Source organism: Bradyrhizobium canariense (assembly GCF_019402665.1).
GTDB classification, from domain to species: Bacteria; Pseudomonadota; Alphaproteobacteria; order Rhizobiales; family Xanthobacteraceae; genus Bradyrhizobium; species Bradyrhizobium canariense.
The window spans coordinates 15775-39463 of the sequence record NZ_VSST01000086.1; the positions used below are offsets into that span (position 1 = coordinate 15775).

At 64.1% G+C, this 23689-nt stretch carries 22 protein-coding genes; 12 read left to right on the forward strand and 10 right to left on the reverse strand.

Annotated elements, in window-relative coordinates; genetic code table 11:
• The first annotated feature begins 31 nt into the window (after positions 1-31).
• Both FXB41_RS35935 and FXB41_RS35940 read left to right on the forward strand, forming a co-directional pair.
• Positions 32-889 (forward strand): VOC family protein, encoded by an 858-nt coding sequence (locus FXB41_RS35935; protein ID WP_219685120.1) that lies wholly within the window; start codon positions 32-34, stop codon positions 887-889.
• A gap of 79 nt (positions 890-968) precedes the next feature.
• Entirely contained in the window at positions 969-1244 is a 276-nt protein-coding gene (locus FXB41_RS35940; protein ID WP_007594098.1) for a hypothetical protein, read from the forward strand.
• Here FXB41_RS35940 and FXB41_RS35945 read toward each other — a convergent pair.
• A complete protein-coding gene (locus tag FXB41_RS35945; protein ID WP_219685122.1) occupies positions 1241-2275 on the reverse strand; it encodes a L,D-transpeptidase family protein in 1035 nt (344 codons plus the stop codon). The two genes, FXB41_RS35940 and FXB41_RS35945, sit on opposite strands and share 4 nt — an antisense overlap.
• A gap of 200 nt (positions 2276-2475) precedes the next feature.
• Between FXB41_RS35945 and FXB41_RS35950 the strand changes: the two genes are divergently transcribed.
• Positions 2476-3432 (forward strand): lytic transglycosylase domain-containing protein, encoded by a 957-nt coding sequence (locus FXB41_RS35950; protein WP_219685123.1) that lies wholly within the window; start codon positions 2476-2478, stop codon positions 3430-3432.
• 49 nt (positions 3433-3481) lie between these two features.
• Here the strand turns inward: FXB41_RS35950 and FXB41_RS35955 are convergent, their stop codons facing one another.
• The gene (locus FXB41_RS35955; protein ID WP_219685124.1) at positions 3482-4606 is read right to left on the reverse strand and encodes a DUF1236 domain-containing protein; all 1125 of its coding nucleotides are present in this window, start codon (positions 4604-4606) and stop codon (positions 3482-3484) included.
• Between the two features lie 102 nt (positions 4607-4708).
• Between FXB41_RS35955 and FXB41_RS35960 the strand changes: the two genes are divergently transcribed.
• Positions 4709-5194, forward strand: a complete 486-nt coding sequence (locus tag FXB41_RS35960) for an NUDIX hydrolase (RefSeq protein ID WP_219685125.1) — start codon at positions 4709-4711, stop codon at positions 5192-5194.
• Here FXB41_RS35960 and FXB41_RS35965 read toward each other — a convergent pair.
• A complete protein-coding gene (locus tag FXB41_RS35965) occupies positions 5181-6155 on the reverse strand; it encodes a Bug family tripartite tricarboxylate transporter substrate binding protein (RefSeq protein WP_219685126.1) in 975 nt (324 codons plus the stop codon). The genes FXB41_RS35960 and FXB41_RS35965 overlap by 14 nt on opposite strands.
• A 441-nt stretch (positions 6156-6596) precedes the next feature.
• Here FXB41_RS35965 and FXB41_RS35970 point away from each other — a divergent pair, with 441 nt between their 5' ends.
• Positions 6597-7199, forward strand: coding sequence for a hypothetical protein (locus tag FXB41_RS35970; RefSeq protein ID WP_219685127.1), 603 nt, complete (start codon positions 6597-6599; stop codon positions 7197-7199).
• A 29-nt stretch (positions 7200-7228) separates the two neighbouring features.
• Positions 7229-7486 (forward strand): HGGxSTG domain-containing protein, encoded by a 258-nt coding sequence (locus FXB41_RS41615; RefSeq protein ID WP_007594111.1) that lies wholly within the window; start codon positions 7229-7231, stop codon positions 7484-7486.
• 52 nt (positions 7487-7538) lie between these two features.
• Here the strand turns inward: FXB41_RS41615 and FXB41_RS35975 are convergent, their stop codons facing one another.
• A complete protein-coding gene (locus FXB41_RS35975) occupies positions 7539-7715 on the reverse strand; it encodes a hypothetical protein (protein ID WP_007594113.1) in 177 nt (58 codons plus the stop codon).
• Positions 7712-7975: a hypothetical protein gene (locus tag FXB41_RS35980; RefSeq protein ID WP_219685128.1), complete on the reverse strand. Its 264-nt coding sequence runs from the start codon at positions 7973-7975 to the stop codon at positions 7712-7714. Before FXB41_RS35980 ends, FXB41_RS35975 begins: the two co-directional genes overlap by 4 nt.
• A 372-nt stretch (positions 7976-8347) precedes the next feature.
• Between FXB41_RS35980 and FXB41_RS35985 the strand changes: the two genes are divergently transcribed.
• The 3 genes from FXB41_RS35985 to FXB41_RS35995 all read left to right on the forward strand — a co-directional run bounded on the left by FXB41_RS35985 (position 8348) and on the right by FXB41_RS35995 (position 12674).
• Positions 8348-9859: a CYTH and CHAD domain-containing protein gene (locus FXB41_RS35985; protein ID WP_219685129.1), complete on the forward strand. Its 1512-nt coding sequence runs from the start codon at positions 8348-8350 to the stop codon at positions 9857-9859.
• 69 nt (positions 9860-9928) lie between these two features.
• A complete protein-coding gene (locus FXB41_RS35990) occupies positions 9929-11548 on the forward strand; it encodes an inorganic phosphate transporter (protein ID WP_219685130.1) in 1620 nt (539 codons plus the stop codon).
• Positions 11549-12263: 715 nt separating this feature from the next.
• Positions 12264-12674: a hypothetical protein gene (locus tag FXB41_RS35995; RefSeq protein WP_007594128.1), complete on the forward strand. Its 411-nt coding sequence runs from the start codon at positions 12264-12266 to the stop codon at positions 12672-12674.
• 83 nt (positions 12675-12757) lie between these two features.
• Here the strand turns inward: FXB41_RS35995 and FXB41_RS36000 are convergent, their stop codons facing one another.
• Positions 12758-13897, reverse strand: coding sequence for a lysozyme family protein (locus FXB41_RS36000; RefSeq protein ID WP_219685131.1), 1140 nt, complete (start codon positions 13895-13897; stop codon positions 12758-12760).
• Between the two features lie 251 nt (positions 13898-14148).
• On the opposite strand from FXB41_RS36000, the gene FXB41_RS36005 reads away from it, so the two are divergent.
• Both FXB41_RS36005 and FXB41_RS36010 read left to right on the forward strand, forming a co-directional pair.
• Positions 14149-15426 (forward strand): L,D-transpeptidase, encoded by a 1278-nt coding sequence (locus FXB41_RS36005; protein ID WP_311985943.1) that lies wholly within the window; start codon positions 14149-14151, stop codon positions 15424-15426.
• Between the two features lie 368 nt (positions 15427-15794).
• A complete protein-coding gene (locus tag FXB41_RS36010) occupies positions 15795-16769 on the forward strand; it encodes an alpha/beta hydrolase family protein (protein WP_219685132.1) in 975 nt (324 codons plus the stop codon).
• Positions 16770-17037: 268 nt separating this feature from the next.
• Here FXB41_RS36010 and FXB41_RS36015 read toward each other — a convergent pair whose 3' ends face one another.
• The 4 genes from FXB41_RS36015 to xylB all read right to left on the reverse strand — a co-directional run bounded on the left by FXB41_RS36015 (position 17038) and on the right by xylB (position 22317).
• The gene (locus FXB41_RS36015; protein ID WP_219685133.1) at positions 17038-17985 is read right to left on the reverse strand and encodes an ABC transporter substrate-binding protein; all 948 of its coding nucleotides are present in this window, start codon (positions 17983-17985) and stop codon (positions 17038-17040) included.
• A gap of 98 nt (positions 17986-18083) precedes the next feature.
• Positions 18084-19139, reverse strand: a complete 1056-nt coding sequence (locus FXB41_RS36020) for an ABC transporter permease subunit (protein ID WP_219685134.1) — start codon at positions 19137-19139, stop codon at positions 18084-18086.
• Positions 19132-20661: a sugar ABC transporter ATP-binding protein gene (locus tag FXB41_RS36025; protein WP_219685135.1), complete on the reverse strand. Its 1530-nt coding sequence runs from the start codon at positions 20659-20661 to the stop codon at positions 19132-19134. The genes FXB41_RS36020 and FXB41_RS36025 overlap by 8 nt, the downstream gene beginning before the upstream one ends.
• A gap of 210 nt (positions 20662-20871) precedes the next feature.
• A complete protein-coding gene (gene xylB / locus FXB41_RS36030; RefSeq protein ID WP_219685243.1) occupies positions 20872-22317 on the reverse strand; it encodes a xylulokinase in 1446 nt (481 codons plus the stop codon).
• A gap of 111 nt (positions 22318-22428) precedes the next feature.
• Between xylB and FXB41_RS36035 the strand changes: the two genes are divergently transcribed.
• Positions 22429-23679 carry an MFS transporter gene (locus FXB41_RS36035; RefSeq protein ID WP_219685136.1) on the forward strand — a complete coding sequence of 417 codons (1251 nt, stop codon included), beginning with the start codon at positions 22429-22431 and terminating at the stop codon, positions 23677-23679.
• The last annotated feature ends 10 nt before the right edge of the window (positions 23680-23689 follow it).

Below are 23689 nucleotides of genomic sequence, written 5' to 3' on the forward strand. Positions count from 1 at the left end.
GGTCCAGTCAGTTTGCATCCGGGGAAGAACAGTGGCTCTCAAGAACGTCATCGGTATCGACCACGCCGTGGTCATGGTTCAGGACCTCGACAAGGCCGCCGAGAATTACCGGCAGCTCGGCTTCACCATCTCGCCGCGCGGCACTCACAGCGCACATATGGGCACCGGCAACTACACCATCATGTTCGACCCGGATTATATGGAGCTGCTCGGCGTGCTCGCGGCGACCGAGCACAACGCGCCGGCGCGTGCCTTCCTCGACAAGCGCGGCGAAGGCATCGAGCGCATCGCCTTCACCGCGGTCGATTCCACCGCCGGCGCAGAGGAAATCCGCGCACGCGGCCTGGAGCCGATCGGCCCGACCGATTTCGAACGGCCCGTGACGCTGCCTGACGGCACGATCTCGGCAGCGAAATTCCGCACCTTTATGTGGCCGACCGCGGAAGCGCCCGGCGGCGTGCGCATTTTCGCCTGCCAGCACAAGACGCGCGAGACGGTGTGGATTCCCGCGCTGATGAAGCACGCCAATGCGGCCAAGCGGATCAAGCAGACATTGATCGCAGCGCCCGAACCCGCGAAGGAAGCCGCGCATCTGGGGCGGCTGATCGACCGCGAGCCGAAGAATGAAACCGACGACGCTGTGACCGTGGCCTCCGGTGGCGATCGGGCCGATTTCGTTTACTTGACGCTGGAGCAGCTCGGCAAACGCTATCCCGGCGTGCCGCTCGCGGGTCTTTCCGAACGCGGAGGCGCTGCCCTGGTGCTCGTGAGCGGCGATCTCGCGGCCACCGAGAAGGCGCTTGGTTCGGCAGCGGTGCGCAGCGGGTCTGCGATCTGCGTGCCGCCGGCCAAGGCGAACGGCACTCTGCTCGCCTTTGTTGCCGGCTGATTTGAACTAATTCTTTAACAAGCGTTTTACCGGGCCGTCCTAGGCTTCTGGGCTACCCGCGCCTTCAGGGGCCAAGCGCATGTTCAAAGAGAAATCGCCGATCGCCTATGACGCGCCGGCCGAACTGAAGAAGTGGCCGTCGCTGAAAGGCGAGAGGCAGAAGGATCGAGGTCCGCCCTATCTCGTCTACGACGGCACGCTCGCCGACTGCGTCCGCGAGCTCATGGGCAAGCCGATCAAAGGCATCTCGCTTTACGACATCATGACGAGGCCGCAAGCAGCGTTCGACCAGACCGTGCTATCGCCCGGCGATGCCGCCGAGATCGCGATGCGCAAGGACTTTCCCAAAGACTAGTTCGAGGCGCGCCTGCCGACGGACTTCCGCCGCTGCTCGGACGAGGAGTCCGTCGGCGCATCCAGGAAGACCACCGGTGTGCCGCGCTTGACGTGCTCGCCCAGCGCGCGCACGTCCCAATTGGTCAGCCTGACGCAGCCATGCGACGCCGACTTGCTGACCCTGTCGGGCTCCGCCGTTCCGTGGATGCCGTAACCCTGCGCGGACAAGCCGATCCAGTATGCTCCTACCGGATTGTTCGGGCCCGGCTGAACATCGAACGGCTTTTTCGATTTGACGCTTCTGAACTTGTAGTCGGGGTTGTAGTGATAGACCGGATTCTCGTGGGCGCTGGTGACCTTGAGCGTACCGCTCGGCGTCGGACGATCCGGACTTCCGATTGACGCAGGATAGAATGCGATGAGGGTGCCGCCCTCGTCGAATGCTTTCAGCGTGCCGTTCTTCTTGTCGATGTCGAGCCGCGCGATGTGCGGCAGCTCTCGCCGCGCCGGAACGTTTGCAACGACGATGGTCACTCCGGCCTTGTCGAAGGCCTTGTCCGGGTTGAGCGCCCTGAGCAGATCTGCGCTCATGTGGAATTTCTCGGCAAGCCCTTCGAGCGGACTGGTGTAGCTCAGCGCCTTCAGCGGCTTCATGTCATCAAGCTTGCCGGGCAGCTCCTTCAGAAACGGCCCCTTCACATCCGCATCCGTGATCTTGTATTCGATCAGGACCGGGCCTTCGCTCGCGGCGTTCAACTTATCCCAAAGCTCCGGTGCGATCGTTTTGTCGGATGCAACGCCGTTCTGCTCGGCGAATGCCTTCAGCGCCTTCTGCGCGTTCTCCCCGAGCTTGCCGTCGATCTCCCCCGGCGAGAACCGCGCACGGTCGAGCAAAATCTCAAGCTTCACGATCGATGCGTTGAGCTTATCGGCAGCAATTTGCTTTGCGGGACGCGCAGCGTCGTTCACCGCTGCTGCATCGAGGTTGCCTGCAAGCGCCGCAGAGATCACCGACAGCGAAATCACCGCGCCAAGCATCCATTGCATCATCTCGCTCGTCCCAATTCGCCATGCCCGCAAATTCGCGGAGACAGCAAATTCGCGGAGACAAGAGTTTTCCCGGCGGGAACACCGTAGTAACACCGGCGGAACCGGTGAGACCGCAGCTTTGCCGCAATCGCACGGTTAAGAACTCCTTATCGCCGGCGCACCGCTGGCCGTTCACCCACAGTTCGAGGTTGCTCCAGCAAATGCGATTTGTCGTCGCGGCTTGCGCCGCGTTCATGATTCTGATGTGCGACTTCGATCCGTCGGTGTCCCGCCAAACGTCAGCCTTCGATCACACCGTTCTTCAAAACACTCAGGCCTCGCCACTTGTTCCGGTGGTCGAACTGTTCCTCGCAAGCGTGCAGGCGCTTGAGCTCGCCAATGCGCGTGCGGCCTATGAGGAGATACCCGAGCCGCCGGATACGGTCGAACCCGTCGCGCAGGCGCCGGTTTCGCCGACGGAGCGCTTCTGCCACGCGCTTCGCGGAGCGGCCGAAGCCAGCGGCATTCCGGTGCCGTTCTTCGCACGTTTGATCTGGCAGGAGAGCCGCTTCAAGTCGAACGAGGTCAGCCAGGCCGGCGCGCAAGGCGTCGCACAGTTCATGCCGCAAACGGCAGCGGAGGTCGGGCTGGATGATCCGTTCGATGCGATGAAGGCGCTGCCGGCGTCGGCCAAATTCCTGCGCAAGCTACGCGACGATTTCGGCAATCTCGGACTTGCCGCAGCCGCCTACAACGCAGGCCCCGGCCGGATCCAGAAATGGCTTGCCAAAGAGAGCGAGCTGCCGCGTGAGACACGCGACTATGTCCGCATCATCACCGGCACCAGGGCCGAGGACTGGACCGAGCGCGCGGAAGCCCTCGCGATCCGGATCGACCTGCCGCGCGAAGCTCCCTGCGAGGGCATCGGCAGCCTGTCCAAGACGAAAGACGTCGCCTGGGTTCCGGTGAACCTGACGCCCTCGGTCACGACCATCATTCGCAAGGCGGAGCAACTGGCGGCGCGATTGACGGCCAGCCGCGCACGCAAGCGGCTCGCGTCCCTGATCCGGAAGAGCACCCACGGCAAGGCACGCAACATGATCGCCGCGCGCGCGGCGGGAAAGAGCGCGAAGGCCCGCGCCATCCGTTTTGCAGCGCGCGAACGATCTTCGGGCTGATGCGAAATCCGGAAGCCGCTCGATGGAGCGGCTTCCGGTGGTCCGCGAACTAGTCGATCTCCTCGATGATGCGGCGTTCGCTGGGCTCGACGACATAGGTCCGTGTATCGCGGTGAATGTAGCGGTATTCGCGCAGGTCGGGGGCGTCCCGGTAGACGCTGCTCGGGAATTCCTCGACCTCGACACTCTCGGGAACGCGGTCACCAACATGGATTTCGGACCGCGCAGTGCTGCCGGTGGTCTGTCGTTCGCTCCGTCCCTCGGTGCGGGTCTTCGCATGCTTGCGGATCACTTCGCGATCGCGATCCGAAAACTTGCTGGCGCTGCGCTCGCGCGTGGTCGTCGTTGTCGCGGTGGATTGTCCCGAGTAAGGCAGCACCGTCACGATCTTGTATGTCGCCGGATCGACCACCACGATCTCATCCTTCACCAGCGCAAAGCTGTAGCCGCGATATTGCGGCACGATCTCGACCACGTCGGGCGGCAGCGTCGACAGCTGGACATCGCGCGGCACCACCGTGCCGACGTTGAGCGAGAAATTGACGCTGGTCAGCGGCCGCACGTTGAGATGGGAGATGGACGCGCTGATCTTGGTCTCCTGCTGCTTGTCGAGGTTGACGTTAGTGCGGGCGGCGGTCTGTGAATTGGCGCCGGTCCGCTCGCCCTGCGCCTGATTGCTGCTCGGCGCGTTTGGCGATTGCTGGGCCTGGTTGGTTCCAGATGCACCGGGCGCCTGCTGTGCCTGATTGGTATTGTTCGACGGAGGATTGGAGCGATCCTGCGTCTGGTTCGCGTTCGCCGCCGGCGGATTGGCGCTCTGCTGCGAGGCGGGCTGGTTGCCGGCCGCGTTCGAGTTTGCCGTACCGCTGGGCGGCCGGGAGGACGTGTCCGCGCTATTGGTAGCGTTGGTCCCGGACGGGGAATTGGCCGACCCGGAAGACGGAGTGGTCGCCTGGGTATTCTGTGTCGATGCTCCCGGCGTTGATGATTGCTGCGGCTGCGACGTGGTCTGTTGCGTTTGTGCCGCGCCAGAGGGCGACGTGTTGGACGGAGCTGCGGAATTCGACTGGGATTGCGGCGTCTGCTCGGATTTGGTGTTCGTGCTTGGCGATTGCGCAAAGGCGGCGTTCGCCAGCACCAGCCCTAAGGCTGTCGTTGCCAACAGGCGGATCATGGTTCACTCCCTTGTTCGGTCAAAGCGTTGGCTATTAACCTGCGCTAAAACCGTCTGTTCCACTTTTTCCCGGGCGAATGCGCCGCCTGCAGGGAACCTGCGATGCCATCGAAAAGCGCCGGGATCATTGCCTATCGGAAGCGCCGGGGAATCGAGGTTCTCCTCGTTCATCCCGGAGGACCGTTCTGGCGCAACAAGGACCTCGGTGCCTGGTCGATCCCGAAGGGCGAGTATGCGGACGAAGAAGACGCAGACATCGCGGCGCGACGGGAGTTTGCCGAGGAGCTTGGACTTGAGCTGTCCACGCCGCTGACTTCGCTTGGTCAGGTCAAGCAGCGCGGCGGCAAGATCGTCACCGCGTTCGCAGCCGAGTTCGACATCGATTTGCGCAGCATTCGCAGCAACAGTTTCGAGATGGAATGGCCGCCGCGCAGCGGCAAACGTCAGACCTTCCCGGAGGTCGATCGTGCCGAATGGTTCACGCTCGAAGCAGCGCACGAGAAGATCAACGCGGGACAGCGCCCGCTGCTCGAGCGGCTGGCTGAGGTGGTCGGCATCACGCCAAGCAGACGCCCTACTCCGCCTTGATGTTTGCCGCCGCCACGACTTCGGCAAGCTCCTTGGTCTCCTTCGCGATCTTGGCGGCATACTCGGCCGGACTGAGCACGCTGACGACGCCCTGCGTCTCCAGCCGCTCACGTAACACGGGATCGTTGGCGGCGGCGACGATCTCCCGGTGCAGCATGTCGAGCGTCGGCGCGGGCGTTGCCTTCGGCATGAAGAAGCCGACCCAGAACGAGATGTCGAAACCGGGATAGCCGGCTTCCGCGACGGTCGGCACATCCGGCAGCGCCGGCAGCCGCTCGGCTGAGGACACCGCGAGCGCGCGCAGCTTGCCGGCCTTCACCAGCGGCACGGCGGACAAGGGATCGAACACCGCCAGGACCTCCTGCGCGAGGATGCCGACCTCGGACGCCGCACCACCGCGATAAGGCACGTGGATCATCCTGACGCCGGCTTTCTGGCTGAGCAGCTCCATGGCGAGATGGGCAAGGTTGCCGTTGCCGCCCGAGCCGTAGGCCAGCGCGCCGGGCGCAGCCTTTGCCGCGGCGACGAGATCAGCGACGGTGTTGATGTTGGCCGTCTTGGGATTCTCCGGGTTGACCACGAGCACGAGCGGCGCCGACACGACGGTGGTGAGCGGCGCGAAGTCTTTTTCCGGGTCGTAGCGGATATCCCTGAACAGCGTCTTGTTGAGCGTGATCGTGGATGAGTTGCAGGCCAGCATCGTGTAGCCGTCGCCTTCTGCACGGGCGAAGCCTTCGGCTGCGATCATGCCGTTGGCGCCGGCGCGGTTCTCGACCACGAAGGCTTGCCCGAGCTTGTTGCTCAGCCGATCGGCGACGATGCGCGCGACGACGTCGACCGGGCCGCCCGCGCTGAAGCCGACCATGATCTTGACCGGCCGCACCGGATATTTTTGCGCAAGGGCCCCCGTCGGGGCGCACAATCCGGCGACGATCGCCAGCAGGCGAAGCGTTCGTTGCATTCGTTCTCTCCCCAGACGAATCGCGCCGCTTTGTCATGACGCGGCGGATTCGCGAATCATGATGAGCGGCCGTGCCGGATTTCGCAATCGCGTTTGCAGGCCGGCATTCCGTCGCGCGGCAGGTTGGAGCCGCTTCGAAACAAAAAACGCGAAAACAACCCCATGCACAGTAGCCGGCACCTGCAAGAACAAGGACTTGCACGAACGAGGATTTGTACGAACGAGGATTGCGCGCTTCGCAATCTTCGTTTGACTCGTCGGGCAAAACACCGGCAGAATGCCATCATCGCAACAATCGTCAGCGTCCACGCCGCCCGTCCACGGGGCGCCTCGCGGCGATTGCGCGTAAGCCCTTCATCAACATCCTGAAAATCCCACAGGCGCGCGAGCCGAGCGATCGATGTCGCGCGCAATGAGCCCGCTCGGGCAAGGACACAGCACATGACGACATCTGCGAAACGCCACAGCACGCTGCCGGTTGCGGCAAACGATCGCAGCGGCCCCGCCGCGAGCCCGCGGATCAAGCTCTACAAGCGGGGGATTGCGATCCTTCATGCCGACCCGCAAGCCGGCGAACGGCTGCTGGCCGATGCGCTCGGCGCCGCCGACCGCGACGCGCTGCATGGTCTGCTCAGCCAATTGGTGAAGGCCAGCGTGATCGGGCGCAAGCCCGATGAAGCCAACCTCGCCTTCCTGATCTCGCTGGTGAAGAATATCGCGCCGAAGGACTCGATCGAGGCCATGCTCGCAGTGCAGATGGTGTCCGTTCACGCCGCAGCGATGCGCTCCGCCTGCCGCCTCGCCCTCACCGATGACATCCCGCAGCAGGAGAGCCTCACACGCGCGCTGACCCGGCTGGCCCGCACCTTCGCAAGCCAGATCGAGGCACTGAGCCGCCACCGCAACAATGGCGAGCGCGCGATCACGGTCCGGAATTTGTCGGTGCAGGACGGCGGCAGGGCGATCGTAGGCAACGTCACGCAACACGCCAGCATGATCGTCGCGGAGCCGAACGTTGACGTAGAGGACGGCGCCATCGCATGAGCAGCGATCACGTTCGCAACACCAGCCCGATGCAAGCGAGCCGCCGCTGCGGCGCAAGGGCTCGTAGTGGTACCCCCTGTTGCGCGCCGGCGGTGCGCGGCAAGAGTCGATGTCGCATGCATGGCGGCGCCGCAAGGACAGGCGCGCCGCCCGGCAACCGCAATGCGCGGAAGCATGGGATGTTCACGGGGGAAGCGGTCGCGGAGCGGAACAACGTTCGGACGCTGCTGGATCAGGCAGGCGAACTGCTTCGCGAACTAAGCCGCGCCAGTCCGTCGGCGGAATGACAGCGAACGGCTGTTGCGCGTAGCGTCGATCGCGACCGTGGATATCCGGAGGTCACGGCGACCATCGATCGTGCTCCTCGCGGTAGGCATGCTCGTTGAGACGGTCGGCGATCTCCTCCGCCACCGGCTCGCTTTCGGCGTCCGCAAGCGGTTCGCCCTTGTTGGTCTTGACGGTCGTCTTGCTGGTCTCAACCGGGAAGTCATCTGGATGGATCGCGGGCTTTTTCATGGCTCGTCCTTCGGTGGCGGTTCGTCAACCAATTCAAACATCGGCTCGAGATCGTCTCTCGCCTGCCTCAAGACGCTGGCCGCGCGCTGCACATCGGCGCCGCCGCTGTCGACGAGATTCGCGTGCCAAGTCCTTCCCACGCCGGTGATCTCAACCGGCGTGATCGCGATCTCCTTCACGAGCTCGCAGTCTGGATGCGCATGGACAATGGCAAGCACCCCGGCCGTGAGGTCTCGAACGGTGATCGCGGTTCTGGACATCGACGTATTTGCTCTCCGGTCAATCGCTGCAGCAAGCCTGGCTCTCGGCAGGATCCGCCCGGCTCAATCCGACGCCGTCCTTGCCGAATCCGCGCGACTGGTACGGGTTCCTTCGCCGGTATCCAGACGATAAAGCGCAGCAGCACCGCCAGCGAGGATGAGCACGATGATCAGGATCGCAATTGCGTTCGTTCGCCTCAAGGCTGCCTCCTTCAATCGTGGTGCTGCTCCTCAATCGAGCACGCTGGCGCCGGGTTCCGTGAAGTTTCCATGACTTGCGGCGCCCCTAATCGCCAGCCGCTTTGAAATGCTCGCAGCATCGGAACTTCCCGCGGGTGCGCCACTTTGAATGGGCAACGGAAAGATCCAGCCATGAATGCAGAAACGGAACTGAAATTCCGGATTTCACCGCACAAACTGTCGTCGATTTTGCGGAGCGGCGCTGCGGGCCAGCGCCGCGACAAATCCGAGCAGACGCTGGTGTCGACCTACTACGATACGAACAGGCACAAGCTGAGGCGCCACGGCCTAACGCTACGCGTTCGCAAGATCGAGGACCGCTACGTGCAAACCGTCAAAGCAGGCAGCGCGGGCGGCATAAGGCGCGGAGAATGGGAGCACGAGGTCTCCGGCGCAAATCCCGATCTTGCCAAGACCAGCCATACACCGCTCCGGCGCCTTGCTACGGGGAAACTTCCCCGCAAGCTGAAGCCGGTATTCCAGACCGACATCCGTCGGATGGCGCAGGCCCGCCGCGTACGAAAGAGCCAGATCGAACTCGCCGTCGACCGGGGCCGCATCAGCGCCGGGCGGCGGTCACGGCCCGTTGCCGAACTGGAGCTGGAACTCAAATCCGGACATGTCGCGGACCTGTTCCGCCTCGCGCGCCATCTCGAACGCCGAACGGGGGCCGAGCTTGATCTGCGCTCCAAGGCCGAGCGCGGTTACCAGCTCGTCGCGAACAGCGGCGGCGGCGCGCAACATGCCGAGGCGATCGAGCTCATTCCCGAGCAATCGCCGCACGAGGCATTCCGCGTGATCGCGCATTCGACGCTGCGTCACATCACGGCGAACGCCGATCCGGTGCGTGACCTCGATGCCGAGGGCGTTCATCAGATGCGCGTCGGGCTGCGGCGCCTGCGCGCGGCGATTTCGCTGTTCGGCGACATCCTGCCGCGAGCAAGCACGGCGCGGATCAAGGCCGAGCTGAAATGGCTCACCGACGAACTGGCGCCTGCGCGTGAAATCGACGTGTTTCTGAAGGAGAGCATACAGCCGATCACCAGGCACGGCGTCCCGGCACGCGGCGCACGGGCGATCCGCGAGAGGTTCTCAAGGCAAAGGATGGCGGCTTTCAAGCGCGCCCGCGACGCGGTCGCGGCGGCGCGTTACCGCCGCCTGCTGATCGATACGATCGAGTGGACCGAAGCCGGACGGCCTCGCGTCGATGACGACCGCTCGATCGCCGCCTACGCCGCGGAGGTGCTGGATCGGCGCATCAGGAAGGCGCGAAAGCAAGGCAAGCGACTGAATGATCTCGATCCGGTGCAACGCCACAAGCTGCGGATCAAGATCAAGAAGATTCGCTATGCAACCGACTTCTTCAGCAGCCTTTACGGCGATCGCGGCCAGAGGGAGCTTGCAGCTCTTTCCGGCCGGCTGAAGCAGATTCAATCGGCCCTGGGATCGCTGAACGACTTCATGACACACCGCAAACTGGCGACCGAGGCTGCGCTGGCGGCGCCGCCTGCACACCGCCGCGCCCAGGCTTTCACATCGGGGGTCATCGTCGGCCAGGAACGCGAGGCCGCCGATGGCCTGATGAAGGACGCGGCAAAGGAGCTGCACCGGTTGCGCCGGCTGCGCGCCGTGCCCAGCGGCTGAGCTGAGGCTCCCATGGATTTCCTGATCCGCCGGGATCATCGCTGACAGACTGACCGCCGAGCAATCCCCATGTCCGATCTCGCACTCAACGATGCACGTCCGGCCGCGCAAGCCGCCGCCAAACCCGACCTCCACAAGAAACCCCATGTCAGCATGGTGGCGGTCTTCCTGCTCTTCCTCGTCAGCGGCATCGGCTATGCCGCCTACGGCATCTTCACCGATACGCAAAGCGTCGGCGAGCCACTCGCGATCAGTGCGCTGCTGCTGCTGGGCGTCGCCCTCATGATCGCACTCGGCTTCGAATTCGTGAACGGCTTCCATGACACCGCCAATGCAGTCGCGACCGTCATCTACACCCACAGCCTGCCGCCGCTGACCGCGGTGATCTGGTCGGGCGTGTTCAACTTTCTCGGCGTGCTCGTTTCCACCGGCGCGGTGGCCTACAGCGTGATCACGCTGTTGCCGGTCGACCTGATCCTCCAGGTCGGCAGCGCCGCCGGCTACGCCATGATCTTCGCCCTGCTGATCGCGGCAATCATCTGGAATCTCGCGACCTGGTCGATGGGCATCCCGAACAGCTCGTCGCACTGTCTGATCGGATCGATCATGGGCGTCGGGCTTACCAACGAGCTTCTCGCCCCCGCCGGGCAGGCCACGTCGGGGGTCGACTGGACCCAGGCCATGAGCGTGGGCAAGGCGCTGCTGTTCAGTCCGGTGGTCGGCTTCGCGTTGTCGGCCTTGCTGCTGCTGTTGCTGAAGGCCGTCGTTCCGGTGCCGAAGCTGTACCAGGAGCCGAAGGGCAAGACGCCGTGGTGGATCCGCGGCATCGTGATCCTGACCTGCACCGGCGTGTCCTTTGCGCATGGCGGCAATGACGGGCAGAAGGGCATGGGCCTCATCATGCTGATCCTGATCGGCGTGGCGCCGACCGCCTACGCTCTGAACCGGACCATGCCGGATTCGAGCACGCCGGCGTTCGTCGACATCACCAGCAAGGCGAAGTGGGTGTTCGCGGCGCATGCACAAGGCGCTCAGCAGGTCAGTCCGAACGATGCACGCGGCCTGATCGGGACCGCGCTCAAGACCCGGAACCTGAACCGGCCGGACGTGTTCGCAGCGCTCGCAAGCCTGTCCGACGAGGTCGCCAATGGCGTGAAGAGCTACGGATCGATCAGCCGGGTTCCGGCGGCGGCGACGGCCAATATGCGCAACGACATGTACCTGGCGGCCGACGCCATCCGTCTGCTGCCCGAGGCGGGCGCCAAGCTCGAGCCGGGCGATGCCGCGATCCTGAAGAACTATCGCACCAGCCTGGAAGACGGCACGCGCTTCATTCCCACCTGGGTCAAGGTCTCGGTCGCGATCGCGCTTGGCCTCGGCACCATGGTCGGCTGGCGGCGGATCGTCGTGACGGTCGGTGAGCGCATCGGCAAGCAGCACCTGACCTACGCGCAAGGTGCTTCGGCCGAGCTGGTGGCCGCCGGCACCATCCTCGGCGCTGAGTTTTACGGCATGCCGGTGTCGACCACGCATATCTTGTCAAGCGGCGTCGCCGGCACCATGGCGGCCAACGGCTCGGGGCTGCAGACGGGCACGATCAGGAACATCGTGTTGGCATGGGTTCTGACATTGCCCGCGGCCATGCTGATCGCCGGCCTGCTGTATATGATGTTCCACGCCGTGATCTGACCGTTCGCCATCTGCAACGATGGTCTGTCGGCGCGCCACTTGCGCACGGGCCGCCCGATCGTGTAACGCCACCGAAAAGCTGATCGGGACGGGACGCTGATGGGGACCGCGCCACCAACGACGCGGGCGGTGCCCGCGCGCTGATCCTTGCGTTGCTCGCATTGGAGCGAGATCAAAATAGCTGTCTTCTCACCCGCCGTGCACGGCAAGTCTCGCTGGCGCATGCACGGCGGCGCACGGAGATCAGGCGCGCCGAAAGGAAATCAGAATGCGCAAACGCACGGCGCATTCACGCGTGATGCGGCCGCTGAACGAAGGCAGCTTCACGAGGTGCTGGATGATGCGTTGAAGCTACTTGGGGAGCTGTCGCGAGTTGCCGAATAGATTCTCAAGCCAGCGTAGATCGCAATTGTTATTGACGAGGACGCTTGCAGAGACCCGCAACAGATGCCCTGCAGACTTGCACCGTGGGTCATTTTCTTAGAATCCCTGAGGGCTTTGCTCGGCTACGCCGTCACGAGCGGACAAGCTCGGCGCCAGCCTGGAGATCGGCTAAGGGTTGAAAAGCAGCAGTGGGCGCCAAGCAAATGCTGTTGGTCCACGCCTGGGCGCGGGCTACGCTGCGCTGGCGCGCCAGAAAGCCCTTGACGCAACAGAACACCATGGATTTGGATCGGTCGGAGGGCCTTGATTAGTCGATGGACGGAGCCGACCCTTGGGATTTTTGCTGAGAATTATGCTCGCAACCGCTTTCGTGAACCTTGCTCCAGCCGTTGTACAAGCGAAGAAAGCCGTCGCTTCTCCTGCCTTGCAGAAGGAATTCGATGCCTTCATCGAGAGGTTTCGCGCGGCGCTGAGGACAAACGATTCCGCCGCCGTCGCCGGTATGACACGATTGCCGTTCATGAACGACAGCGCAATTCGTGACGCCGCGCAATTTCGCGCCAAGACCTATCCGACCTCGTTCACGGCGAAAAACCGCGCGTGTATCCAGCGCGGCAAGGCCGTCTACGACCGCGATCAAGAGAACAATGACACTTACTTCGTCTTCTGCGGCGAGGTCATCTTCGTCTTTACCAAGACGCCGGCGGGGTTCCTTTTTACCGATGTCGGCGCGAATGACTGATCAGGCAACAATGTAAAGCGCATCCGCGCGACCAGCGACGGAAGGCCCGCTCGCCCGCGGGTGCGGCAACTCCTGCTAACCACTCAACGGGAGTTCACTGGTGCCTGCGCCCGCTCGGCGTCGGCGGTCGCGGTGCCCATGTATTTCGATTGGAAATGAGCAACCCGCTCGCGCCACATTCCGACGAACGCCTCCGACGTCAGCTTCTCCACGGATTTCCACGCCTCTTTGACGGCCGGAAGCGTATTGCCCCAGATCGCGCGCCTGCACCATTTTTCGCCCTTCTCCCTGCCTTCGCCGGTGGCGCACATCGATTTCCAGGCGATGCGATTGGGTTGGCTGAGGTGCTCCGCGGCGCCTTCCCAGCCCTGCTGATGGATCAGGTAAAGATCGTTCAAGTCCGGCTTCCTGTGCGTCACCCACTGGAATAGAATGCCTTCCGTGATGACCTTGTAGGCTGCCGCAACGGCATTATCGCGGGGGCTAAGAATGTCTCCGGAGCCGAATTTTCTGAACTCGTATTTGCTCAGCTGGAACAGCCCGATATATGACCCGGTGCGCTGCTTGGGATCGAAACCGGACTCGACCTTGGCCACGGCCTTCATGAAAGTGAAATCCAGACCGAAAGCGTCGGACGCGCGCTTGATCTCTTCCACCGGCGTTCCGACCGGGATGTCCTTGAACGAACGCAAGACGATCGCCGCCGGCTTCTCGGCAGGCGGCAGTTCGGACCAGACATAACAAATGAGATACCGGAAATCCTGCGGCCCCGTGCTGGAGGCACCGCCGGATGCACCGCACGTGGTCGGCGCCAGCTGGGCGACATCGTGGTGGCCCAAGTCCACCGAGTCCTGCGCAGGCGGTAAATCGGCCGACAGCGTTTGTGACGAATCGTGCAACGCGGCCACGACGATCGATTCCGATTTATCCGAGGCCGCCGTCGTGTCGGTGGCCGTCCCCGCCGCGGGCTCAGCGGCCGTCGCCACTTCGGCGCTAGCAACAGCGGCGTTCGCGGGTCCGGTGTTGCCCATTGCGATTGCCTGCGGTTCATCCGCGAGCATCGCGGTGGCGGCGAGAGATGCTGCGCGGTCCTGGATGGTCACTGCGCGGGCGTTCTCGGTGCCGGCCGGACCCAAGCCAGCCAGCCAGCCAGCGATCCACCCCGCGAGAACGACCGTTCCGCAAAACGTCGGCGCCACTATCGCAAATCGCCGCGGGTTCATGATGCCGTCGCCCCCATAGGCTCCACCGGAGCCGTGTAGAAAAGCCAAGCATGCGAAGAGGCTCATTCTTGGGTTCAATGTGGGTCGCGCAATGGCGCAAACGGCCGCTCGTCAATTTTTCCGAAACGTGTTGCCCGATTGCAACGCGTCGATCGCAAGCAATCGCGCCCGTCTCAGCGGCAACTCCCACGGTAATTGTGAGTACGGTCCAATTTTCGACCCACTGCGACCAGATTTGGAGGAGAGGCTTGGTGCGCTGTCAGGATGACGCATCAGGCTTCGGCTTCGCGCATCGTCTCGAAACGATGGAATCGCGCCTACGGGACCGGGCGATGCTCGTTAAGGAATTACCAGCAATGCAGCGCGCGATAACAACCGCTGTACTCGCCATTTTCATGCTCCCTGCGGGGATCGCACACGCTCAATTTCTGTTTGGACCCCAACACACGTTCTGGCGAAGCCAATACGCTCCGTACAAAGACAAGCACCACCACCGGCAGACAAACTCTGAAACGGCCAAGAGCGTTCGGCCCGAGCCCCTTCCGAAGGGCCCGCTCCAGATCATCATCTCGCTCGCAGACCAACGGGTCTCGCTGTTTGACAACGGGGCCCTGATTGCACGCTCTTCGGTGTCCACGGGAATGGAGGGGCATCCGACTCCCCTCGGCGTGTTCAGCGTCATCAGCAAAGAACGATGGCACCGTTCAAATATTTATAGCGCCGCCCCCATGCCCTACATGCAACGCATCACCTGGTCAGGGATAGCGTTGCACGCCGGTGTCGTGCCCGGGCATCCAGCGTCACACGGCTGCATCCGTTTGAAAAATGATTTTGCCGTTCGACTCTGGCATCTCACGAAGCGCGGCACGCGCGTGATCATTGCGCATGGTGATGTCCAGCCGGTCGAGATAACCAATCCGCATCTTTTTCAACCGAAAGCCGCGTCCGGTTCGTCCGAATTCCAGAGTGCCACCGTCGCAACCAAGAGCATCGGTGCAGCCGCGGCAACGCAGGGATCACTGGTGTCAAGCGCCGAGACTCCAGAAGCCGCCAGTCTCCAGGAGCCGGGCTCGGCTCCCGCTGCAAGCGTGCCTAAAAAGATCGTCCCGATCTCCATCTTCGTCAGTCGTAAGTTGAGCAAGCTGTTCGTGCGTCAGGGCTTCACGCCGTTGTTTGATGTCCCGGTCAAGATCGAAAATCCGGAGGAGCCGCTGGGAACGCACGTGTTTACCGCAATGGAATTCCAGAACGAGGGAACGGCTATTCGCTGGAGCGTCGTGTCGATTCCAGAGGAATTGCCCCGTATGTCCGAAGCTGCCACGAAACGGCGAGAAGCGCCCGCGAAGCAAACCGCGCCGGAACCGTTACCCGACAAAGCCAACGCGGCGCTCAACCGCATCGAAATGCCCCAGGATACGGTTGAGAAGATCTCTGAACTCCTGACGCCGGCCTCTTCGTTGATTGTTTCCGACAACGGAATTAGCCAGGAGACGGGAAAAGACACGGATTTCATCGTGGTAACGCATTGACGCGGCGGCGCACCCCACCAACACACGATGTCGCTGCGCAAGCCGGTGGAATTGTCCGATCGCAATTCTGGTGCAACTTGATGTCCGCACCTGAGCCAAAGCGGCGCGAGGTCGGCTAAGGGTCACAAGCGGTCATGGACCGGCTGCGCGGGACAGGTCAGCTATGGGCCAACATGCGACATTACAGGCCACCGGCTATCAACTCGTCCGCGATTCTGACAAAATACCTACGCTTGGCTGAATACATCTGACGCAACGATGAGGCAGCAATGGTGCAATGCGTTTTAGGCCGGCCTGGCCCGGTAGGCGACCCTTCGGTCGTCCGATCGCTGGGTCTTGATCGGATAGCCGGCTGTGTTGCTGTGCACATGCGTGCCCTGTTTCTCGTGCTCGCACTACTGGTCGCGGGCACATCCGCCCAAGCGGATCCGCAGCGCTTTCGCGCTGGCATCACGCGCATCACCGTGCAGGACGCCGTCCCGTTCGATGCATTGGTTGCGTATCCGACAGACGCGGCCGAAGTCTCCTTTCAGGATGGGCCATTCACAATCACTGCCAGTCGCGATGCGCAGATCGCTTCCGGGACGCGCTCTCCAGTTATCCTCTTCTCGCATGGTGGTGGGGGAACGATCAAAGCGGGGGGCAGTCCGTTCCCTTATGCCGCTCTTCTCACGTCCTTGGCGCGCGAAGGTTTTGTGGTGATCGCGCCGTTTCATCCTGGATCCAAGCGCCCTCGCGAAGCTCTCGAAGATCGACCACGTCAGATCCACAAGGCTCTTGATGCTATGTTGGCCGATCCACGCTTCGCGACGCATGCCGATCCTAATCGTCTTGGCATGATGGGATTTTCTTACGGCGGAGCCGTCGCGCTGATCGTCGCGGGCGGGGCTCCTAGCCTAGCTCACCTAGCGGCCTATTGCCGAGACCGGACAGACGATCCGATGGCCTGCGACGGCGTGCCGACCGATGGCTCCTTGGCCAACGCGGTCGGCAAGAGATCGGCGGATGCGCTCGCCGTGAAAACTCTCGTCCTGTTGGAACCGTTTGGTTCCTTGTTCGGTCGGGACGGGTTAACATCGGTCGACATGCCGACGCTCCTCTATCGCGCGGAAAGCAGCGCTCTCAAAGCTGAGGGCAATATCATCGCTCTCGCGGCGGCATTGCCCCATCCGCCTCGACAGGAGACCGTACCGGGCGGCCATTTCATATTCTTCGGTCCATGCCCTCCCGCGGTGGAAGCTGAGGCGCCTGCGGCCTGCAAGGATGCTCCCCGCGTCGACCGTGCATCGGTCCATCGACGTATCGAGGGTGAGATTGGATACTTCCTGCGTCGGAATCTATAGCAGCGCAGTATAGACCCCGGTGTCCGCTTTGGATCACAAGCTGAACTGGTGCATTGAAAGCCAGGGGCCCGCTTCGTGTCGAAAAGCGGACGTCGGGTGGTTGAGTCTGCGGGTATGATTAGGGACAGGATTTGAACCTGCGACCTCAAGATCATGAGCCTAACGAGAGCGCGGTCGACCCAGCCCCGGTCAAACGCTGCATGCCGAGCTAGCACCACGCCACGCAAGCCGGCCAGCGCCACATCCGGCGCCGGCCGTCTCGCGCCCGCTACTGCGACCGGTCCGAGGTCCAGCCCTTGTACTCGCCGACATTGTCGCGCGTCACGAGTTTCGACGGCAGCAGCTCGACCGTGGACGCCGGCTTCTGGCCGTTGAGGATGTTGACGCCGACCTGCACGGCGCGGCGGGCCATGAAGAACGGGTCCTGCGAGGCGGAGGCCTGGATCTGCGCCGCCTGCGGATCCTTGAGGGCTGCTTCGATATCGGGTGCGCCGTCGACCGCGGTGATGATGATGCCGGTGCGCTGCTGCTGGCGCGCGGCAAGGTCGGTGCCGATCGCCTGCGGATCGTTGATGGCGAAGATGGCGTCGATCTTGGCAAAGCGGGTCAGATAGCCTTGCGCCACCGTGAGGCCGCCTTCGCGCGAGCCCTTGCCGTCCTGGTCGTTGGACAGGACCTTGATGCCGGGGTTCTTGCCGAGCACGTTCTTGCAGCCGACGACGCGGTCGATCACCGCGGAGACCTGCGGGCCGTTCTCGATGATGACGTCGCCTTTGCCTCCCAGCTTGTCGACGATGTACTGGCAGGAGATCTCGCCGGCCTGGACGTTGTTGGTGGTCACCGTGGCGTCGGCGCCTTCGGCCGCGGTGTCGACGGCAACCACGACGATGCCGGCGGCCTGCGCCTTCTTGATCGCCGGTCCGACCGCCTTGGGATCGCCGGGGTTGAGCAGGATCAGGTCGACGCCGGCGGCGATGAAATTGTCGATCTGGGTGACCTGCTTGCCGAGATCATATTCGAAGCCGACGGTGGTGATCTTCACGTTGGGGTTGGTCTTCTTGGCCTCGAATTCGGCGCCCTTCGACAATGCGACGAAGAACGGATTGCCGAGCGAGCCCAAGGAAACGCCGATCGACTTGAGCTCCTTGGCGCCGGACGGCGCGGAACTCAGGACGAGCGCCATCGCGGCGCCGGCAAACGAGATCGACTTCAACATTGGCTTCCTCCCTGGTCTGTTTGAAGCTCCGGCACGGCGACCAGTTGCCGTGACGAAATGAACATGACGCTGCAGCGCCCGCTGCATTTTTTCCGCGCTCACGTGCGGGCCGAGCCCTGCAGCCGATAGCGGTCCAGCGCCACCGCGCCGATGATCACCAGGCCCTTGATCACATATTGCCAGACGTCGGACACGCCGATCAGGATCAGGCCGTTCGACAACACCGCAATGATCAGCGCGCCGACCAGCGTTCCCCAGATCGAACCGATGCCGCCGACGAAGGAGGTGCCGCCCAGGATCACGGCGGTGATGGCGTCGAGCTCGTAGGACTGGCCGAGCTGCAGGCCATTGGCGGCGTAGAGCCGCGCCGCCTGCATCGCGCCGCCGAGGCCCGCGAGCAGGCCGGACACGCCATAGACGAAGATCAGCACGGCCCAGACCTTGATGCCGGCGAGTCGCGCCGCGCTCTCGTTGCCGCCGACCGCGTAGATGTGGACGCCGAGCACGGTGCGCTTGAGCACCAGCCACGACACCAGGATGACCAGCAACGCGATCACCCAGAGCCAGGGAATCGACAATACGCCGGGAATGAGGGTCAAGGCGCCGTTGCCGATGAAAGCATAGGGGATCGACGGATTGAACACCGTGGTGTCGGCGCCGAGCAGCCGCGCCGCGCCGCGCACGGCGGTCAACGACCCCAGCGTGACGATGAAGGGCGGCAGGCGCAACAGCGCAATCAAGCCGCCATTGAGAATGCCGAAGACGGCGCCGGTGAGCACCGCGGCCGGCAACCACAGCACCCCGAGATCGGGGAATTTGGAGATGATCAGCCCGGCCATCGCCGACGCCGCCAGGATGGAGCCGACCGACAGGTCGATGCCGCCAGTGAGGATGACGAAGGTCATGCCTGCGGCCAGTACGGTATTGACCGCGGACTGCTGCACCACGATGCCGATGTTCTGGCCGGTGAAGAAGCGGCCGTCCGACAGCACGTGAAAACCGATGCACAGCAGCAGCAGCACCGGCAGCATGCCGACCGCGCGAATGATCATCCGCGTCCGCTGCCGCTTCGTCTCCTGCGCGGCGGCAAGACCGGGCGCGACGGGGACGGCTTTGGCGGGGGCGGTGGTGGAGGAAGCGCCGTTCTCAGGCATCGAGCTGCTCCGTTCCGGTGGCGAGGGCCATGATGTCCTCCTGGCTGAGCGGCGATGTCGCGTTGCGCCGGATCTGCCCGGCGATATGTCCCGCGCGCATCACGATGACGCGGTCGCAGATGCCGATGATCTCGGGCAGGTCGGACGAGATGACGAGAACCGCGGTGCCCGACTTCGCGAGATTGTCGATGATCGAATAGATCTCGGACTTGGCGCCGACGTCGACGCCGCGCGTCGGCTCGTCGAGGATCAGGATTTTCGGGCCGATCGCGAGCAGCCGCGACAGCAGCACTTTCTGCTGGTTGCCGCCGGAGAGCCCGCCGGCGGGAACAGCGACATTCGCAGCACGGATGCCGAGCCCCGCAAACGCGCGTTTGGCGCGGTCGCGGGCCTTGTCGCGGTCGAGGATGCCGCCGAATTTCGCATCCCGGCCGAGCACCGCGAGATTGATGTTGTCGAGGCAGGACATGTCGAGGAACAGGCCGAGCGCCTTCCTGTCCTCGGTGAGATAGGCAATGCCGGCATCCAGCGCCTCACCGGGCGTGCGGATCGAGACCGTGCGCCCCTCGATCTCGACATGACCGGAGATCATCGGCGCGGCGCCGATGATGAGGTGCGCAAGCTCGGTGCGGCCGGCGCCGACCAGGCCGGCAAGGCCGACGACCTCGCCCGCATGCACCGTCAGCGAACATCCCTTGACGCGCCTGCCGTCGGCGATGTCGACGGCCGCGAGCACGGGAGCTCCCGACCGCGCATCATTCCTGGGATCATGCTCCTTCTTGTAGAAGGAGGAGACGTCGCGACCCACCATCATCCGGACGATGGTGTCGGCGCGGATGTCGCCCTTGTCGAGCGAACCGACCAGCGTGCCGTCACGCAGCACCGTGACGCGGTCGCCGAGCGCATAGACCTCATCCATGCGATGCGAGATGTAGATGATGGCGAGCCCTTCGGCACGCAGCTGGCGGATCAGCGCGAACAACCTTTCGCTCTCACCGGCCGACAGCGCGGTGGTCGGCTCGTCCATGATCAGGATCCTGGAGCGGGCGTGCAGCGCGCGCGCGATCTCGACCAGTTGGCGCTGGCCCATCGAGAGATTGGCGACCTGCGTCTGCGGCGTGAAATCCGCGCCGAGCCGCGCCAGGATCGGACCGACGCCGGCCTGCATCGCCTCGCGCGCCAGCAAGCCGCCGCGGGAGACCTCGCGACCGAGATAGATGTTCTCCGCGACGCTCAGATTGGGGGCGAGCGAGAGTTCCTGATAGATGATCGCGATGCCGGCCGCGCGGCCGCCGAGCGGACCGCTGATCTGCACGGGCTGGCCGTCGATGCGGATTTCGCTGCCCGGGTCCGGCCGGTAGGCGCCCGACAGGATCTTCATCAGGGTGGATTTGCCGGCGCCGTTCTCGCCCATCAAAGCGTGGATCTCGCCCGCGTAGACGGTGAGGTCGACGTCGCGCAGCGCCTTGATGCTGAAAAACGATTTAGAGACCCGGCGCATCTCGAGGATGGGCTCGCTCATCACACCTCCCCGATGCGCCGACGGCGGCATCGCAATCTCACCCGCGTCTCGTTGGTCCCCGGCGCGGGTGCAAGCATTAAACAAAAGGTTGTGGCGCAGGGCAATACCTCACGCATGCCGACGAACGGTCCGGCGCTGCTTTTATCTTTTGCAGACGGAACCGATCCCGCGCGTGATGCCTTTTCTTCGCCACATCATCGCGTATCGCGATCAGCGCCGCGGCCGGTACAGGCGGCGCCATTGCGGAAGCCGCTCGGCATAGGCCTGCGCAAGCGCGGGCTCAGGCTCGAAGGTCTCGACGCGCCGTGGTGCAGTGCAGACGGCATCAATCGCCTCCCCGGTGACGGCGAGGCGGCCGAGCCGGGCCGCACCAAACGCCGCGCCGGTCTCGCCGTCGGCAAAGCGATGCATGGGGATGTTCAGGACATTGGCCAGCACCGAAAGCCAGAACCGCGACCGCGAGCCGCCGCCGATGACATCCGCCTCCGCGATCGCCAATCCGGTCTCGGCAAGGACGTCCCGGCAATCCGCCAGCGCGAAGGCAACGCCTTCGAGCACGGCTTGCACGATCGCATCACGATCGGTGGCGTGACTGAGCCCGTCGAGCATGCCGCGCACATCCGGATCATCGTGCGGGGTGCGTTCGCCGGAGAGGTACGGCAGGAAGCTGACCTGCGACGGCGCCCGCGGGCGGCACCCGAGCGGCGCCAGCAGGTCGGCCTCGGAAGTCCCCAACAGCCGCGCGATCCAGGCCAGGCACGACGCCGCCGAGAGGATCGCGCCGGCTTGTATCCACCTGTCGGGGACGGCGTGACAGAACGTGTGCACGACCCGCTCCGGATTGGCCGCGATCGTCTCGGTGGGCACCAGCAATGCGCCGGAGGTTCCGAGCGAAATGAAGGCTGCGCCGGGATTGATGGCGCCGATGCCGACGGCTCCCGCCGGATTGTCGCCGGCCCCGCCGGCGACCATCGGCCGCCCGGTCATGCCCCAGCGCTGCGCCAACTCGCTCTGCAGCCGTGCCGCCGGCGCGCAGCCCTCGACCAGACGCGGCATCCGCCGGCGCGACAGCGCGGTCGCGGCGAGCCCCTCATCCGACCAATCGCGGCTGACAACGTCGAGCCACAGCGAACCCGAGGCGTCCGAGACATCCTCAATCGCCTCGCCCGTCAGCACCAGGCGCAGATAGGCCTTGGGTTGCAGCACGAGTGTTGTCGCCGCGAAGATCTCCGGTTCGTGCCTCGCGACCCACAGCAATTTTGGCGCCGTGAATCCCGGCATCGCCTTGTTGCCTGTCGTCATTCGCAAGGCGGGCCAGCGCCGCTCCAGCTCGGCGCATTCCGCAAACGACCGTCCGTCATTCCAGAGAATGCAGGGCCGCAACGGCGTGTGACCGGCGTCGAGCAGCGTCGCGCCGTGCATCTGGCCGGACAGGCCGATGCCCTCGACCGCGGCCAGTTCGCGCGCGTGATCTGCCTTCAGCGCGTCCAGCGTCGCAAATGTGGCCTCGATCCACTGCGCCGGGTCCTGCTCGCAATGGCCGGAACGCGGCGAAGAGACCGTCAGCGACCGGCTGCGGCTCGCCACCACGCGCTGCGCGTCGTCGACCAGAACGGTTTTGACGGCAGAGGTGCCGAGGTCGATGCCGAGATACATGATGTCACTTGCCTTGTGCATCCATGACATTGCGGCCATGGCGTTCCCGATGTTGGCACGCACCCGTCAATCATGTAACCCCACCCGAAACCTTCTCGGGACGCAACGCCCATGACCGCCGCCGCCACCAACGACGCGGGAGCCACCCGCGCGCTGATCTTTGCGCTGCTTGCGCTGGCCTGCGGGCACATGCTCTCGACCTTACTGCGCACCATTCCGGCGGTCAGCCTCGATTTGATGGCGGCGGATTTCGGCATCGAACCGCAGGCGCTGGCGAGCCTCACCTCGGTCTACCCGTTCGCGTTTGCGGCCGCGCAGATCCCGGTCGGTGCGGCGATGGACCGCTTTGGCGTGCGGCCGGTGTCGCTGAGCCTGCTCGCGGGAACCGTGGTCGGCGCCATCGCATCGGGATTCGCAACGGGCCCCGAAAGCTTCGCGGTCGGTCAGGTGCTGCTGGGCGTTGCCACCTCCGGCATGCTGATGTGCCCGATGACATTGGCGGCCAAGCAATTGTCGGCCGCCCGCTTCGGGCTTTGGTCGGGCGCGATCCTCTCGATCGGCAATATCGGCATGCTGTTGTCGTCGAGCCCGCTCGCCTTCGTGGTCGACACCTACGGCTGGCGCGCCGGGTTCTGGATCTCGGCGCTCGGCGGCGTCGCCGTGGCGCTCGCGGTGTTCCTGCTGGTGCCGAACCAGCCGGCCGAGCACAAGGACGAATCCTCGCCGCTGTCGCAGATGATCGAGGTGCTCAGGCTCGGATTGTCGCGCCCCTTGCGCGGCCTGATCGCGCTGGCGCTGGTGTCGCTTGCGACCTCGCTGGTGCTGCGCGGCCTGTGGGGCGGGCCGTGGCTGATGCAGGTCAAGGGATTGTCGCGGGTCGAGGCCGGCAACCAGCTCGGCGCGTTCACGCTGGCGATGATTGCAGGTCCGCTTCTCGTCGGCATGATCGACCGCAGGCTCGGACGCCGCCGCGCGCTGGTGGCGGGAACACACCTGGCCGGCGCATTGCTGCTAGCGCTGATGGCGTTAGGGGCGCCGCACTATGCCGTCTCGATGCTGCTCGGCCTTCCCGTGATGCCGCCGCAATACGACCTCGTACTGTTCGTGCTCATTGGCTTGGCGACCTCGGCACAGCCGCTGCTGTTCGGCATGTCGCGGCAGCTCGTCGATGCGCAAGTGGCAGGCAAGGCGCTCTCGGCGATCAATCTCGCCTTCTTCCTCGGCGCGGCGCTGATGCAGTCGATCACCGGCGCGGTGGCCGCGTTCGCGGGACTGCCGGCGGTGCTGTTGTTCATGGCAGCCATGCTTCTGTTCGGTACGCTCATCTTTCTGGCCTATACGCGGACCGTCCAAAACCGGTAGGCTCGGAGTT

What these genes read in the sequence shown, in the direction of transcription:
- FXB41_RS35940 (WP_007594098.1), top strand. Translation starts at nt 969, where the DNA reads ATGTTCAAAGAGAAATCGCCGATCGCCTATGACGCGCCGGCCGAACTG.
- xylB (WP_219685243.1), bottom strand. Translation starts at nt 22,317, where the DNA reads ATGTATCTCGGCATCGACCTCGGCACCTCTGCCGTCAAAACCGTTCTG.
- FXB41_RS36000 (WP_219685131.1), bottom strand. Translation starts at nt 13,897, where the DNA reads ATGAACCCGCGGCGATTTGCGATAGTGGCGCCGACGTTTTGCGGAACG.
- FXB41_RS35985 (WP_219685129.1), top strand. Translation starts at nt 8,348, where the DNA reads ATGAATGCAGAAACGGAACTGAAATTCCGGATTTCACCGCACAAACTG.
- FXB41_RS36010 (WP_219685132.1), top strand. Translation starts at nt 15,795, where the DNA reads ATGCGTGCCCTGTTTCTCGTGCTCGCACTACTGGTCGCGGGCACATCC.
- FXB41_RS35955 (WP_219685124.1), bottom strand. Translation starts at nt 4,606, where the DNA reads ATGATCCGCCTGTTGGCAACGACAGCCTTAGGGCTGGTGCTGGCGAAC.
- FXB41_RS35975 (WP_007594113.1), bottom strand. Translation starts at nt 7,715, where the DNA reads ATGAAAAAGCCCGCGATCCATCCAGATGACTTCCCGGTTGAGACCAGC.
- FXB41_RS35990 (WP_219685130.1), top strand. Translation starts at nt 9,929, where the DNA reads ATGTCCGATCTCGCACTCAACGATGCACGTCCGGCCGCGCAAGCCGCC.
- FXB41_RS35980 (WP_219685128.1), bottom strand. Translation starts at nt 7,975, where the DNA reads ATGTCCAGAACCGCGATCACCGTTCGAGACCTCACGGCCGGGGTGCTT.
- FXB41_RS36015 (WP_219685133.1), bottom strand. Translation starts at nt 17,985, where the DNA reads ATGTTGAAGTCGATCTCGTTTGCCGGCGCCGCGATGGCGCTCGTCCTG.
- FXB41_RS35965 (WP_219685126.1), bottom strand. Translation starts at nt 6,155, where the DNA reads ATGCAACGAACGCTTCGCCTGCTGGCGATCGTCGCCGGATTGTGCGCC.
- FXB41_RS35970 (WP_219685127.1), top strand. Translation starts at nt 6,597, where the DNA reads ATGACGACATCTGCGAAACGCCACAGCACGCTGCCGGTTGCGGCAAAC.
- FXB41_RS35960 (WP_219685125.1), top strand. Translation starts at nt 4,709, where the DNA reads ATGCCATCGAAAAGCGCCGGGATCATTGCCTATCGGAAGCGCCGGGGA.
- FXB41_RS36025 (WP_219685135.1), bottom strand. Translation starts at nt 20,661, where the DNA reads ATGAGCGAGCCCATCCTCGAGATGCGCCGGGTCTCTAAATCGTTTTTC.
- FXB41_RS36035 (WP_219685136.1), top strand. Translation starts at nt 22,429, where the DNA reads ATGACCGCCGCCGCCACCAACGACGCGGGAGCCACCCGCGCGCTGATC.
- FXB41_RS36020 (WP_219685134.1), bottom strand. Translation starts at nt 19,139, where the DNA reads ATGCCTGAGAACGGCGCTTCCTCCACCACCGCCCCCGCCAAAGCCGTC.
- FXB41_RS35945 (WP_219685122.1), bottom strand. Translation starts at nt 2,275, where the DNA reads ATGATGCAATGGATGCTTGGCGCGGTGATTTCGCTGTCGGTGATCTCT.
- FXB41_RS35950 (WP_219685123.1), top strand. Translation starts at nt 2,476, where the DNA reads ATGCGATTTGTCGTCGCGGCTTGCGCCGCGTTCATGATTCTGATGTGC.
- FXB41_RS41615 (WP_007594111.1), top strand. Translation starts at nt 7,229, where the DNA reads ATGCAAGCGAGCCGCCGCTGCGGCGCAAGGGCTCGTAGTGGTACCCCC.